The organism is Streptomyces sp. NPDC033966 (assembly GCF_055575955.1).
The window spans coordinates 474,789-487,655 of sequence record NZ_JBVIRQ010000003.1 but is presented as its reverse complement, the minus strand read 5'-3'; the positions used below and the strand labels follow the sequence as shown (position 1 = coordinate 487,655).

Below are 12,867 nucleotides of genomic sequence, written 5' to 3'. Positions count from 1 at the left end.
CGGCTCCGGGGCGGTCAGCCCTGCTGGAAGAGCTCGGCGGGGAGCGGCTTCAGCAGCGCGTAGAGGTCGTCGGTGATCGGGCGGTCCCAGCTGGCGATCGTCACGAGGACGTTGTCGCTGCGGTCGAACTGCACGCAGGAGATCCGGCCCTCGGAGAGCTTGACCTTGCGGACGATGAGGAGGTTGTCGCCCTGCATGACGGGGCAGTCCTCGGTCCCGGTGACCTCGACGTCCTCGTCGTTCTCCAGGGCGTCGAGGAGCTGGGCCACCTCGAAGGGGACCTGGCCCTCGGCGAGCTCGCGCGCCGGGGATCCCTCGGGGAGGTTCCCGATGATCATCGCGGGGCCGCGGCCGCCGAACAGGTCGTAGCGGAGGAAGACGCCCTGGCAGCTGCCGTCGGGCGCGGGCAGCAGCCCGGCCCCGAGGTTGCCCGGCCAGTCCCCCGGGTCCATGGCCAGGACGTCGAAGTCCGGGCCCGCGGGTGTGGCGGCGCGGTGGCGGCGGAGGAAGGACATGCCGCCATGGTACGTGGCCGCGCGGGTTTTCCGGCGCCGGGGGCTCCCTCCCGGCGCACCGGGGCGCGGCGGCGGCGGGAGGGGGCGCCGGAGGGGTCCCGGGAGGGGCCGGGCGCCGGTGTGGGCGGGCGCCCGGAGGCCGGGCCGGGGGCCGGTCCGGGCTGTCGGACCTGCGGGTATGGGGCGGGTGGCCCACGTACTCCTTACCTGTGGGGCGGGCAGGTGCGATGAGCTGCGGGCATGCGTCCTTTCCCGCCACAGGCCGTCGCACTGGCTGTATCTTGCTGTGCGTCCCCGTGTCCGGTCATCGATCGTTTTCGATTCGACAACGATCGGTTCGGTGCTGGGGATCTTGTGGCCCGGGGGGACCTACCGTCGTCCCCGGTGCGCAGACGGATCTGCCCTTCGGACGTATGGGAGTACAGACAGATGACTGTCCCCGTTGGCGGTCCGCCGCTTGCCCTCACCACGACGCTCGCCCGGATCCGGGCGCTCGCCGCGGAGAGACGACTGGACGTGGACGAGATCCTCGACGCGGTGTCCCTCTCCGAGCGGACCGGCGTCCCCGTGGAGGTGACGGCGGCGCTGCTGCGCGGCGAGGAGTTCGCCGACCCCACGCCCGAGGAGACCGAGGAGACGGTCCGCCGTCGCGCGGCCTTCCTGTACGCCGTCTCGCGCGACACCCGGGGACAGCCGTACGCGGTCGCGGAGATCGCCGGGGCGATCGGCGCCGATCCCCGGTGGGTCGGTGACCTGGTGTCGGGCGGGAGACCGGCGCACCTGCGGCACTGCGAGGAGTTCGCGGCCTTCTTCGGCCGTGACATCACCTTCCTGACGGACACGCCGGCCCAGGCGGTGAACAGGGCCCTGTGGCCCGCGGTCGAATCCCTCAACTACCGATCGGGCGACTTGATGGCCGACCTCACGAACCAGTACGGGCTGGTCTCCATCTCCACCCGGGGAAGAGCAGCCCTCACCCGCACGCAGGAGACGCTGCTGCTGGGCATGATCACCGGAATTCTCTCCTCCGAGGTGGCCCGGTGAACCTGTCCCGTTCGATGCGCAAGCTGTGCACCGTCCTCACCTCCTCGCTCGACCTGGAGGTGCCGGTCGAGCCGCAGACCCTCTTCCGCGCCCTGTGCGACGCCATGAGCCGCACCCGCGGCGGCCGCCCGATCGTGCTGCGCTTCGAGCGCTTCCCGTCCGGACTGACCACCTCGGGCCTGTGGCTGAACATGGAGGACTACGACATCGTCGTGGTGGAGAAGTACACGACGCCCGACCACCAACTGGTCATCCTCGGGCACGAGCTGTGGCACATGAAGGCCGGCCACTGCACCGGCCACGGGGGCGGGGCGGCGGACGCCGCGCGCGCCCTGCCCGACGCCTCGGACCTGACGTACGCCAGTGTCGCCGCGCGGTCCCACTACGAGGACGCGCAGGAGATCGATGCCGAGAGCTTCGGGCTGATGCTCGGGGACCGGTGCCGGCCGTGGCTTGCCGGCGGCGACGCGGCCGGGGCCGCCCGCCGCAGCGACGTCGCCGGCCGGATAGGCAACGCCCTGGGCTACCGCGGACCGATCGGTTGACGGTGACCTCGGACAAGTACTACATCCCGTACCTCATACCGGCGGCGATCCTCACCCTGGCCTTCGCGATCCGCCTCCCGGTCATGATGAGGTTCTGGCGGATCGACCCCAACGTGCGCTCGGTCGGCGGGCTGCTCCTGCTGGCATCGGCCGTCTTCTACTTCGGCCGGCCGAAGACCCTCGTGCTGCTGAACAGCGCGACGGGCGTCAGCAACTTCGCGGCGCCGCTGGTCTACACGCTGCTCACGATGTTCTGCGCCTCCTGCCTGATCATGATCATCCACTGGCGGGGCGGCGATCCCCGGCGGGTGCGCCGGACCAGCTGGACCATCGGCGTCGTCTACTCGGCCGTGGTGGCCGGACTGTGGATCACCTTCGCGTTCGCCGAAGTACCGGTCGAACGGCTGCGGGACCTGGACACGTACTACGCCAACACCCCCTGGATGCGCGAGCACATCATGCTCTACCTGGGGGCCCACACCACCGCCTGCGCCATCACCGCCGTCGTCACCTGGTCCTGGCTGCGCGAGGTCGCGGGCTGGCTGCGCGCCGGCCTGGTGCTCCTGGTCATCGGGTTCATCCTGAACCTCTGCTACGACACCGTGAAGCTCACGGCGGTGTTCGCCCGCTGGAACGGCCGCGACCTGGACTGGCTCAGCACGTACGTGGCCCCGCCCATCGCCTCCGTGTGCGCCCTGTTCATCGCCGTGGGGTTCATCCTCCCCCACGCGGGCCAGGCCCTCCAGGGGCTCTGCACCGACTACTACCACTACCGGTGCCTGGCCCCGTTCACGCGGGAGCTGGCGGACCTGGAGACCGCGTCGATGCGGCTGCCCCGGCGCTCTCCCATCAGCCGCCGGCTGGTCCACCGCAGGACCCAGATCAGCGACGGGCTGCTGCGGCTCCAGCCGTACATGGACCCCGGGATCCGCGAACGGGCGCTCGCCGAGGCCCGGGCACGGGGCGAGGCGCCGGAGCGGGCGGCGGCGACCGCCGAGGCGGTGGCCGTGGTCGCGGCGGTCGCGGCCCTGCGCGGCGGCGCCGTGGCCGAGGCCGCGGACGCTCCGGAACCGGGCCCGGCGGCGGCGCCGGACCTGGTCGCGGTGGCCAAGGCCCTGCGCCGGTCCACAGCCGTCTCCTCCTTCCGCGCCCGGTCCGGGCCGTCAGACCACCCAGAGAGCGTGAGGTCATGAGCAGTTCACCGCGGTCGCCCGGCCGGCACACCTCGGTCGTCATCGGGGGCAGCCTGGCCGGCATGCTCACGGCCGCCGCGCTCGCCGGCGCGGGCTCCGGCTCCGGCTCCGGCTCCGGTGAGGTCGTCGTCGTCGAGCGGGACGCGCTGCCCGACGGGCCGTTCCCCCGCAAGGGGCTCCCGCAGGCCCACCACGCGCACCTGCTGTGGTCCGGCGGGGCGGCGGCCATCGACGCCCTGCTGCCCGGCACCGTCGGGGCGCTGCGGAAGGACGGCGCCCACCGGATCTCGCTGCCCACGAACATGGTCGGCTTCTCCCCCGAGGGCTGGTTCCGCCGCTGGGCGCGGGAGTCCCACTACGTGCTCATCGCCAGCCGCGACCTGCTCGACTGGCACGTCCGCCGGGCCGTGGCGGCGCTCCCGAACGTCACCGTCGCCGACCGCACCGCGGTACTGGGCCTGACGGGGGACGCCCGGCGCGTCACCGGGGTCCGGGTGCGCGGGGAGGACTCCGTGGAACGGGTCCTGGACGCGGACCTGGTGGTGGACGCCGCCGGCCGGGCCTCGCGCACGCCGCTGTGGCTGGAGGAGTTCGGCGTGCCCGGGGCCGCCGTACGGACGGTCGACCCCGGGCTCGTCTACGCCAGCCGGATCTTCCGGGCCCCGAAGGACCTCGGGAACACCTTCCCGGTCGTCGTGAACGTCCAGGCCGATCCCCGCCAGGCCGGTCCCGGCCGGTCCGCGACCCTGGTCCCGATCGAGGGGGACCGCTGGCTCGTCACCCTGTCGGGGACGCGCGGGGGCGAACCCAGCACGGACCCGGAGGCCTTCGGGGACTTCGCCCGGGCGCTGCGGCACCCGATCGTGAGCGAGCTGATCTCCGGGGCGGAGCCGCTGACGGACGTGGTGCTCACCCGTACGACCGTCAACCGCAGGCACCACTACGAGAAGGCCGCGCTGCCCGCGGGGTTCCTGGTGCTCGGGGACGCGGTCGCCGCCTACAACCCGGTCTACGGGCACGGGATGTCGGTGGCCGCGCAGAGCGCGCTCGCCCTGCGGGCCACCGTCGCCCGGTACGGCCTGTCCGACGAGCGGCTCGCCGCCCGCGCGCAGAAGGCCCTCGCCGGGCCGGTGGCCGCCGCCTGGGCGCTGTCCACGGGGAACGACGTCTTCTACCCCGGTGCGACCGAGAACGGCCCGACGGCGGCCGAGCGGGCCGCCGCCGCCTACGTGCGGCGGCTGATGCGCACGAGCACCGGCAACGGGCGGGTGGCCCGGGCGGTGACCGACGTGATGACCCTGGAGCGGCCCGCCACCCGGCTGTTCACGCCGCCGGTGCTGCTGGCGGCCCTGCTGGGACCGCGCCGGGCGCAGCTGGCCGGGCCGCCGCTCGGGCCGGCCGAGCTGGCGGCGGTCGCGGCGCTGCGGGGGTAGTCGCCGGTGGTCCCGTTCAGGCGGGCGGGACGAGGGCGAACCAGTGCTCCAGCAGTGCGGCGTCACCGGTGACGTGCAGTTCCTCGGCGGGGGGCCGCTGCCAGAGGAAGAGCATCAGGTCGGAGGCGGTCCCCGCCGCCTCGACGTGGACGGGGGCGGTGTCGTCCCGTGCGAGGAGTACGCGGTCGCCGCTGAACTCGACGGTCCAGGTCCCGGGGGCGTCGGTGCGGCGGAAGCGGTAGCGTTCGCCCGTTCCGGGCGGGGCCGGTTTCCAGCCGCGCCGGGCGGGGGCCATCACCTCGAAGGTGTGGGTGACGGCTGCCACCGCGAGGGCGGGCGCGAAGGCGGTCGGGTACGCCGTCGTGACGGCTTCGGCGTCCCAGCGGTGGACGGCCTGTTCGATGGTCTGCATGCGGGTCCAGAAGCCGCTGGTGCGGTCCCCGTCCGCCGACCAGGTCCACACCGGTACGTCCGGTCCCAGTTCGCGCAGGAGCGCCACCAGGTCCCGGGCGGCCGCCGCCGACCAGTCGAAGAGCTCCTCGGGGACGGGCCCGCGGTGCGGGGTCCGGTCCGGCATCGGCCAGGCCGCCCGTACGGCCGGGTCGGCGGGGAGGGCGTAGAGCTCCGGGTCGGTGGGGTCGCAGGGCTCGGCGAGCCGTTCCCGGAGGATGTGGGTGAGGTAGCGCTGGACGCTGCCGAGGTGCCCGACGAGGTCCGCGACCGACCATCCGGGGCAGGAGGGCACGGGGGGTGCCTCGCGCCCGCCGTCGGCTGCCCGGCGGACCGCCTTGTCGAAGGCGGCGGCCTCGTGCCGGAAGACGTGGAGCCAGGTGAGGTGATCCATGGCGTTCACCCTTCCCGCTCGGGCTTCCGGGGACTCAGCTTGCGCGCTGGGCGAACGATGCCAGGGCCTGGGCCGTGCTCGCCTCCAGGGCGCCGGCGCCGCATTCGCGGCTGGTGAGGTGGGCGCGGGCGAGCAGCCCGGGGTCCTGGAGTTCGGTGCCCAGCGCGGCCAGCGTCCGGGCCAGTTCGTAGGCGGCCGGGGAGTCCTCCAGCAGGGCGACGGCCTCGCGCAGCAGGCCGGCGCGGTCCTGCGGGGCGGCCACCTCCGCCGCGACGCGCAGGGCCTGGCCGATGGCGGAGGGCGCGCCGAAGGCGCGGGCGCGGCGTACGGCCTCGGCCGTCAGGGCGCGGGCCCTGGCGGGGTCCTCGGGGGCGACGGCGCGGGCCAGGAGCAGCCGCCAGGGGCACCAGGCCGGGTTCTGGATGCCGCGCGGGGTCAGGCGCCGCTCGACGGCCTCCAGTTCGGCGGCGGCAGCCTTCCGGTCGCCGCCGGCCAGCAGCAGTTCGGCGTACACGGTCTGCGAGTCGGGGAAGACCACGGCGGCGGGGAAGGGCTCCCCGTACTCGTGCTCCCGTGCCAGGCCCCACGCCTCGTCGACCCGGCCCCGGGCGACGAGGGTGGTGAGGAGGATGGCGATGGCGTACCAGTGCACGGGCGTACGGCGGCCCACGCGCTCGGCGAGGCGCAGTCCGGCCCGGGCCAGTTCCTCGGCCTCGACGAGCCGTCCGCGGCGGTAGCGGATGTAGGCGCGGAGGCTGTACGCGAAGGACAGGTGGGCGCCGTGCCAGCCCTGGCGTTCGAACTCGGCGGTGCCCTCCTCGAAGAGCTCCTCGGCGCGCCCGGGCCGGTCGGCGTACATGTGGACCATGGCGGCGAGCACGGGGACCTCGAAGCCGCGGTCCTCGTGGGCCCAGCTGAAGGGCTCGCGCAGGACCCGGTCGGCGTGGTGGAGGACCACGTCGAGGGGTTCGCCGCGCAGGCAGGCGTCCCAGGCGCGCAGTCCGATGACGTACCGCTCGGTGAGGTCGCGGCCGGGGAGGCGGTCGGCGAGCCGGGTCAGGCGGCGCGAGCGGGCCGGGGAGTCGGGTTCGGCGGCGTTGAAGGCGTCCCACATGAACTGCTCGGACTGCAGGCGCAGCCGGGCGCGGGCGTCGTGGGTGAGCGGGATCTCACGGCCGAGGAGCTCGGAGGCGGCGGCGAGGTGGTCGCTGTGGGCGAGGACCTGGGCGAGCCGGATGACGATGCCCTGGCGCAGCGCGGGGTCGTCGAAGGGTTCGGCGAGGGCGGCGCGCAGGTGGTTGACGGTGTTGGCGGGTTCGGTGAGCAGGGAGGCGCAGCCCAGTTCGTAGAGGACGGCGGCGCGTTCGTCGAAGTCCGGGGGTTCCTCCAGGGCGCGGGCGAGCTGGCGGCGGGCGGCTTCGGGGGCGCCGGCCCGGAGGTTCTCGGCGGCGGCCTCGCGCAGGGTGCGCACCACCCAGGGGTCGTTCTCGGGCTGGGTCTCCAGCAGGTGGCGGGCGGCCGCGGAGGAGCCGAGCCCGGCGTCCACCACGGCCGCGGCGGCCTTGCCGTGCAGGGCGACGCGCAGGGCGTCGGGGATGGCCCGGTATATGGCGGTGGCGATGAGCGGGTGCACGAACTCCAGTCCCGCTCCGTCCTCTTCGCCGGGTGCGGCCTCGGCCGGCGGGGCGGAGAGGATGCGGGCGTCGCGGAGCCGGACGGTGGCGTCGGCGGCCTCCTCCGCGCCGAGTACCGCGACGCGGGCGGCGATCCGCCGCGGGATGGCGGTGCCGAGGACGGCGCAGGCCCAGGCGAAGCGGACGGTGGAGGGGCCGAGGCTGTGCAGGCGGGCGACGAGCCCGCTGCCGCGCTGGGCGGCGGCGAGGTCGCGCAGCAGCGGGGCGCTGGCCTCGACGGGGTCGAGTCCCTTGGCGCGGACCTTGGCGGTGAGTTCGACGGCTTCGAAGGGGTTGCCGGTGGTCACGGCCCAGGCCTCGCGGCAGAAGGCCTCCTCGGCGTGGGCGCCGACGGTCTCGCGGACCAGGGTGGAGACGGCGTCCGCGCTGAGCGGGGCGAGGCTCAGGGGGCGTTGTCCGGCACGGCCGGGCAGCGTGCGGAAGGCCTCGGCGTGTGCGGGGAGTTCGTCGGGGCGGTAGGCGGTGACGAGGAGCAGGGGGAGGTGTTCGGCGCGCGGGGCGAAGCCGGCGAGCCAGCCGAGGGACTCCGGGTCGGCCCAGTGGGCGTCGTCCAGGACGAGGACGACGGGGGGCCGCTGGACGGTGAGGTGGGTCAGGACCCAGTCGAGCCCGTCGCGCAGGCCCTGCGGGTCGGGCGGGGCGCCCTGGGCGGGGGCGCACAGGCCGAGGGCGGGTCCGACGATGGCGTACCAGCTGCCGAGCGCGGCCCGGAGTTCGGCCTCGGGGCGGCCGGCCAGCTGGGGCTGGATGAGCTGCCGGGCGACGTGGAAGGGCTGGGTCTGCTCCTGTTCGCCGCCGCGTGCGGCGAGGAGGGTGCAGGAGCGGGCGAGGGCGCGGCGGCGCACTTCGGCGAGGAGGGTGGTCTTGCCGAGTCCGGCCGGGCCGGAGAGGGCGAGGAGGCCGCCGCCGGTATCGGGGCCGGCTCCGGTGAGCCGGTCCAGAGCCTCGTCCACGGCGAGGAGTTCGGCTTCGCGTTCGAAGAGTGTGCGCCGTGTGCGGGTCCGGCGTTCCGTCATGGCTCGTACCCCCCAGGCCGGCTCGGGAGATCAGCGTACGCCCGCGCACGAGCCGATGGATCCCACTATCGGGAAAGAATCCGATCTTCTGTTCCGGGGGGGGGCGGTCCGCTCGCCCGGATCCGGCCGGGCGGGTTTGGGGCGGCCGTCCGTGGACAGCCGCAGGGGGAGGCACCGGACGTGCCTGTCAGCGGTGCGGCCCCGGGGTATCCGCAAAGTCCCTCCTGCCCCGCGAGTCGGACGGAGCCGCTCTGCGGGCACCCCTGGGGCTCCGCGCGGGGCCGCACCCCGACCTGGAGGCGAACGATGAACACGAACCGCGGGCACGACGCCCCGGAGCGGCGCGGCGCGCTGCTCCCGGACGCGGGTGCCATGGTGGACGAGCACGGCCGCGCGCCCGGCGTGGCCTCCCGTACCGGGACGGGTGCGGGCCCGGCGGCCGATCCGGCGCGGGTGGACGCGGCACGGGCCGCCGAGGCGGAAGTGAACGTACTGGTCAGTCACTGCGACCGGGCGGGCGCCGAGGCCGTCCTCGGCGTCCTGGCGGAGGCGTTCCCCGGGATGGCCCCGCCGGTCCCGGAGCCGGCGGCCGCGGCCGCGGCCGCGGCCGCTCCGAGCATCTGGTCGGCGACGGTGGACGTCCGCCGCCGGGCGCCCGGCGCGAGCCCGCGGGCCCGGACGGCCGGTCCCGTGACCGCCGAGCTGGACGGCGCCGCCGATCCGGTGCGCGCGGTCCGCGCCGTACTGGAGGAGGCCTTCGCCGGCGAGCACCTCGGCACGGTGTCCGGGGAGCACGAGCTCCAGGTCGCCCTGCGGCTGACCGCCCGCCCGGCCTGAGCCGGGCGGCGACGGCTCAGCTCGGGCCGAAGCGTCCGCCCCGCGTCCCCAGGACGAACTTGCGCCACTCGCGCGGTGCGAAGACCAGCGAGGGGCCGTCGGGGCGCTCGCCGTTGCGCATCGCGATGAACCCCTCCACGAAGGCGATCTGGACGCCGCCCACCCCCCGGCTGCCGGACTGCCAGTCGGCCCCGCTGAGATCGAGCTCGGGCCTGCCCCAGCCGGCCACGGGCCGCGAAATCGTGCTCTCCGCCACGTGCGTGCTCCTCCCGGTACGGTATGTCGTCGTGCGGGGGCCCAGGGTAGCGAGCTGGGCGGGCGCCGCACAGGCCGCGGGCGTCACCCGCGGCCGGTCCGGCACACCGGCCCCGGTCAGGAGCGCGGCGGCTCCGCGCCCACGAGCCACATCGCGAAGAACTGCGCGCCGCCGCCGTAGGCGTGTCCCAGCGCCCGCCGGGCGCCCGGGACCTGGTGCTCCCCGGCCTGGCCGCGGACCTGGAGGGCCGCCTCCGCGAAGCGGATCATGCCCGAGGCCCCGATCGGGTTGGTGGACAGCACCCCGCCGGAGGGGTTCACGGGGAGGTCGCCGTCCAGTTCGGTCACCCCCGCCTCGGTGAGCTTCCAGCCCTCGCCTTCCTGCGCGAAGCCCAGGTTCTCCAGCCACATCGGCTCGTACCAGGAGAACGGCACGTACATCTCGACCGCGTCGATCTCCCGGCGCGGGTCGGTGATCCCGGCCTGGCGGTAGACGTCGGCCGCGCAGTCCTTCCCGGCCTGCGGCGAGACGAAGTCCTTGCCCGCGAAGAGCGTCGGCTCGCTGCGCATCGCCCCGCCGTGCACCCAGGCGGGCGGTTTCGGCGAACGGGCCGCGCCCGCACGGTCGGTGAGGACCATCGCGCAGGCCCCGTCCGAGGACGGGCAGGTCTCGGAGTACCGGATCGGGTCCCAGAGCATCGGCGAGGCCTGGACCTTCTCCAGGGTGATGCCGTGCTCGTGCAGGTGCGCGTACGGGTTCTTCAGCGCGTTGCGCCGGTCCTTGTACGCGACGAGCGAGCCCACGGAGTCGGGGGCGCCGGTGCGCCGCATGTACGCGCGGACGTGGGGGGCGAAGAAGCCGCCCGCGCCGGCCAGCAGCGGCTGCTGGAAGGGGACGGGCAACGACAGGCCCCACATGGCGTTGGACTCGGACTGCTTCTCGAAGGCCAGGGTCAGGACGGTGCGGTGGACGCGGGCCGCGACCAGGTTGGCGGCGACCAGGGCGGTGGACCCGCCGACGGACCCGGCGGTGTGGACGCGGAGCATCGGTTTGCCGACCGCGCCGAGGGCGTCGGCCAGGTAGAGCTCCGGCATCATGACGCCCTCGAAGAAGTCGGGTGCCTTGCCGATGACGACCGCGTCGACGTCGGCCCAGGTCAGCTCCGCGTCGGCGAGGGCGCGGGCGGCGGCCTCGCGGACCAGGCCGGCGATGGAGACGTCGTGCCGGGCGGCGACGTGCTTGGTCTGGCCGATCCCGACGACGGCCACGGGCTCCTTGCCCGGTGCGCTCATGCTCGGTCCCCTTCCAGGACGGCGACCAGGTTCTGCTGGAGGCAGGGGCCGGAGGTGGCGTGCGCGACGGCCCGGCGGGACTCGCCGCGGTGGATGCGGGCGGCCGCCTCGCCGATCCGGATCAGGCCGGCGGCCATCATCGGGTTCGCGGCGAGCGCCCCGCCCGAGGGATTGACGGACACGGCGTCACCGAGTCCGAGCGCCTTGCGGAGCACGACCTCCTGGGAGGAGAACGGCGCGTGCAGTTCCGCCGTGTCGACGGGGGCGTCGAAGACCCCGGCGTGCTCGGCGGCGGTCCGGGTGGACGGCGAGTCGGTCAGGTCGCGCAGTCCGAGGCCGTGCGCCTCGATGCGGTGGTCGATGCCGGTGATCCAGGCGGGCCGTTCGCACAGCCTGCGCGCGGTGTCGCCCGCGGCCAGGACGACGGCGGCCGCGCCGTCCCCGACGGGCGGGCAGTCGCCCGTACGCAGCGGCCGGACCTGGTAGCCGCCCTGCGGGACGGGGCCGCTGAGCTGGGCGTGCGGGTTGGACCCGGCGGCGGCCCGGCTGCGGGCGCCGATCCCGGCGAGCGCGCGCTCGTCGGTCTCCCCCGCGTCGATCAGCGCCTGCGCCTGGAGGGCGGCCAGGGCCACCGAGTCGGGCCACAGGGGGGCGAGGTAGTACGGGTCGAGCTGCCGGGTGAGGACGTCGCGTACGGACCCGGGCGAGGACTTCCCGTACGCGTAGACGAGCGCGGTGTCGGCCTCGCCGGTCTGGATCTTGACCCAGGCCTCGTAGAGCGCCCAGGCGCCGTCCATCTCGACGTGCGACTCGGAGATCGGCGGCCAGGCACCGACCCCGTCGAGGGTCATGGTGAAGGAGAAGGCCCGGCCGGCGAGGTAGTCGCTGGAGCCGGAGCAGGTGAAGCCGATCTCGCCCGCCTTGAGCCCGGTGGCGGCCAGCACCTGGTGCAGGACGGGCATCACCATCTCGACTTCGCTGAGTTCGTCGGTGCGGCGCAGGTGGTCGCTCTGGGCGAAGGCGACGACGGCCACCTCGCGCGCGTGGCGGGTGTTCCTGGGCATCAGAGGAGCTCCTTGTACGCGTCGTAGTCCGCGTCCGGCTCGCCGGTGGGGCGGTAGTGGTCGGGGTGGCGGCCGCCGTCGGTCCACACCGGCTCTACGCGCAGGCCCATGCGGACCTGGTCGTACGGGATGCCGCCGATCCGGCCGTGGAGGGCGAGGCCGGCGCCGTCGAGGGCGATGTGGGCGTAGACGTAGGGGACCTCGATGTCGAGGTTGCGCGCCTTGATGTTGACGATGCAGAAGGTGGTGACGGTGCCGGCGGGACCGACCTCGACCCGGTCGGTGGTGGCCACCCCGCAGGTGGGGCACGCGCCGCGCGGGGGGACGTAGACCTTGTGGCAGGAGGGGCAGCGCTCGCCGACGGTGCGCCGTTCGGAGAGGGCGTTGATGTAGGCGGTCTGGGCGCGGCCGGGGCTGTAGGTGTAGTCGAGGCGGGCCTCGGCGACGATGCCGGTGACGGGGTCGGCGAACACCCCGTCGTGCGGGCCGGCTCCGCCCTCTTCCCGGCCCTCGTACGGCTCGAAGCAGGCGATGTCGGTGATGGCCCCGGTGCGCTCGGCGGCCCAGCGGACGCGCACCCGCATCCCGGTGGACACGGCCTCCGGGCCGGGGGCGTCGAGGGCGTGCAGGATCGCGGTGTCGGCGCCGTCGAGCCGCACGAGCACCCAGGCGAACGGGGTGCCGAGGGGCTGCTGGGGGCGGGGTTCGCCGTTCCAGGCCCAGGTGGTGACGGTCCCGGTGGGGGCGACCTCGACGAGCTCCCGGATCTCCTCGGCGGTGACGGGGTCGTACTCGGCGGGCGGCACCATGACCCGCCCGTCGGAGGTCTTGACGCCGAGCACGACGCCCTCCCGGAGCCCGGTGAGGAAGGCGCTCTGCACGGGCCCGAGGGACCGGGTGAAGGGGAACTCGACGACGAGGGGCGCACGCAGCACCTCGGGCGGGGACACGGCTGTCATGGTTGGCTCTCCGATTCTCGGGGGGGGGGGGGGGGGATCGACGCGGTACGGAACGGAACCTCTGACGACGGGACGGCCCGGCCGTGGCAACGCCCCCGTCCGGCCCGGGACCACGGGCCGCGTAGGAGCTCTGGGCCACGGGCCGCGTACGGGTTCCAGGCCACAGACTCGGCGC

12 protein-coding genes are annotated in these 12,867 nt (G+C 74.8%); 5 read left to right on the top strand and 7 right to left on the bottom strand.

The window, feature by feature from the left end; translation table 11 throughout:
* Positions 1 to 14: 14 nt before the first annotated feature.
* Complete coding sequence (locus ACZ518_RS11175) at positions 15 to 515, bottom strand: hypothetical protein (protein WP_469112751.1); 501 nt, start codon at positions 513 to 515, stop codon at positions 15 to 17.
* A gap of 429 nt (positions 516 to 944) precedes the next feature.
* On the opposite strand from ACZ518_RS11175, the gene ACZ518_RS11170 reads away from it, so the two are divergent.
* The 4 genes from ACZ518_RS11170 to ACZ518_RS11155 are packed head-to-tail and all read left to right on the top strand — an operon-like array spanning position 945 to position 4,730.
* Positions 945 to 1,559, top strand: a complete 615-nt coding sequence (locus tag ACZ518_RS11170; RefSeq protein WP_469112750.1) for a hypothetical protein — start codon at positions 945 to 947, stop codon at positions 1,557 to 1,559.
* 14 nt (positions 1,560 to 1,573) lie between these two features.
* On the top strand, positions 1,574 to 2,104 hold the full coding sequence (locus ACZ518_RS11165) for a toxin-antitoxin system, toxin component (protein WP_469112952.1): 531 nt from the start codon (positions 1,574 to 1,576) through the stop codon (positions 2,102 to 2,104).
* Positions 2,105 to 2,106: 2 nt separating this feature from the next.
* Complete coding sequence (locus ACZ518_RS11160; RefSeq protein ID WP_469112749.1) at positions 2,107 to 3,297, top strand: MAB_1171c family putative transporter; 1,191 nt, start codon at positions 2,107 to 2,109, stop codon at positions 3,295 to 3,297.
* Entirely contained in the window at positions 3,294 to 4,730 is a 1,437-nt protein-coding gene (locus ACZ518_RS11155) for a pyridine nucleotide-disulfide oxidoreductase (protein ID WP_469112748.1), read from the top strand. The genes ACZ518_RS11160 and ACZ518_RS11155 overlap by 4 nt, the downstream gene beginning before the upstream one ends.
* A gap of 16 nt (positions 4,731 to 4,746) precedes the next feature.
* Here the strand turns inward: ACZ518_RS11155 and ACZ518_RS11150 are convergent, their stop codons facing one another.
* Both ACZ518_RS11150 and ACZ518_RS11145 read right to left on the bottom strand, forming a co-directional pair.
* Positions 4,747 to 5,574 (bottom strand): maleylpyruvate isomerase N-terminal domain-containing protein, encoded by an 828-nt coding sequence (locus ACZ518_RS11150; RefSeq protein WP_469112747.1) that lies wholly within the window; start codon positions 5,572 to 5,574, stop codon positions 4,747 to 4,749.
* A 34-nt stretch (positions 5,575 to 5,608) separates the two neighbouring features.
* Positions 5,609 to 8,284: an ATP-binding protein gene (locus ACZ518_RS11145; protein WP_469112746.1), complete on the bottom strand. Its 2,676-nt coding sequence runs from the start codon at positions 8,282 to 8,284 to the stop codon at positions 5,609 to 5,611.
* A 306-nt stretch (positions 8,285 to 8,590) separates the two neighbouring features.
* Here ACZ518_RS11145 and ACZ518_RS11140 point away from each other — a divergent pair, with 306 nt between their 5' ends.
* Positions 8,591 to 9,121: a hypothetical protein gene (locus ACZ518_RS11140; protein WP_469112745.1), complete on the top strand. Its 531-nt coding sequence runs from the start codon at positions 8,591 to 8,593 to the stop codon at positions 9,119 to 9,121.
* A gap of 16 nt (positions 9,122 to 9,137) precedes the next feature.
* Here ACZ518_RS11140 and ACZ518_RS11135 read toward each other — a convergent pair whose 3' ends face one another.
* The 4 genes from ACZ518_RS11135 to ACZ518_RS11120 all read right to left on the bottom strand — a co-directional run bounded on the left by ACZ518_RS11135 (position 9,138) and on the right by ACZ518_RS11120 (position 12,692).
* Positions 9,138 to 9,377: a DUF397 domain-containing protein gene (locus ACZ518_RS11135; protein WP_469112744.1), complete on the bottom strand. Its 240-nt coding sequence runs from the start codon at positions 9,375 to 9,377 to the stop codon at positions 9,138 to 9,140.
* A 116-nt stretch (positions 9,378 to 9,493) separates the two neighbouring features.
* On the bottom strand, positions 9,494 to 10,669 hold the full coding sequence (locus tag ACZ518_RS11130) for a thiolase domain-containing protein (protein WP_469112743.1): 1,176 nt from the start codon (positions 10,667 to 10,669) through the stop codon (positions 9,494 to 9,496).
* A complete protein-coding gene (locus tag ACZ518_RS11125; protein WP_469112742.1) occupies positions 10,666 to 11,733 on the bottom strand; it encodes a thiolase domain-containing protein in 1,068 nt (355 codons plus the stop codon). The genes ACZ518_RS11130 and ACZ518_RS11125 overlap by 4 nt, the downstream gene beginning before the upstream one ends.
* The gene (locus tag ACZ518_RS11120; protein ID WP_469112741.1) at positions 11,733 to 12,692 is read right to left on the bottom strand and encodes a Zn-ribbon domain-containing OB-fold protein; all 960 of its coding nucleotides are present in this window, start codon (positions 12,690 to 12,692) and stop codon (positions 11,733 to 11,735) included. The genes ACZ518_RS11125 and ACZ518_RS11120 overlap by 1 nt, the downstream gene beginning before the upstream one ends.
* Between the last annotated feature and the right edge of the window lie 175 nt (positions 12,693 to 12,867).

What these genes read in the sequence shown, in the direction of transcription:
- ACZ518_RS11155 (WP_469112748.1), top strand. Translation starts at nt 3,294, where the DNA reads ATGAGCAGTTCACCGCGGTCGCCCGGCCGGCACACCTCGGTCGTCATC.
- ACZ518_RS11125 (WP_469112742.1), bottom strand. Translation starts at nt 11,733, where the DNA reads ATGCCCAGGAACACCCGCCACGCGCGCGAGGTGGCCGTCGTCGCCTTC.
- ACZ518_RS11145 (WP_469112746.1), bottom strand. Translation starts at nt 8,284, where the DNA reads ATGACGGAACGCCGGACCCGCACACGGCGCACACTCTTCGAACGCGAA.
- ACZ518_RS11165 (WP_469112952.1), top strand. Translation starts at nt 1,574, where the DNA reads ATGCGCAAGCTGTGCACCGTCCTCACCTCCTCGCTCGACCTGGAGGTG.
- ACZ518_RS11150 (WP_469112747.1), bottom strand. Translation starts at nt 5,574, where the DNA reads ATGGATCACCTCACCTGGCTCCACGTCTTCCGGCACGAGGCCGCCGCC.
- ACZ518_RS11130 (WP_469112743.1), bottom strand. Translation starts at nt 10,669, where the DNA reads ATGAGCGCACCGGGCAAGGAGCCCGTGGCCGTCGTCGGGATCGGCCAG.
- ACZ518_RS11140 (WP_469112745.1), top strand. Translation starts at nt 8,591, where the DNA reads ATGAACACGAACCGCGGGCACGACGCCCCGGAGCGGCGCGGCGCGCTG.
- ACZ518_RS11120 (WP_469112741.1), bottom strand. Translation starts at nt 12,692, where the DNA reads ATGACAGCCGTGTCCCCGCCCGAGGTGCTGCGTGCGCCCCTCGTCGTC.
- ACZ518_RS11175 (WP_469112751.1), bottom strand. Translation starts at nt 515, where the DNA reads ATGTCCTTCCTCCGCCGCCACCGCGCCGCCACACCCGCGGGCCCGGAC.
- ACZ518_RS11170 (WP_469112750.1), top strand. Translation starts at nt 945, where the DNA reads ATGACTGTCCCCGTTGGCGGTCCGCCGCTTGCCCTCACCACGACGCTC.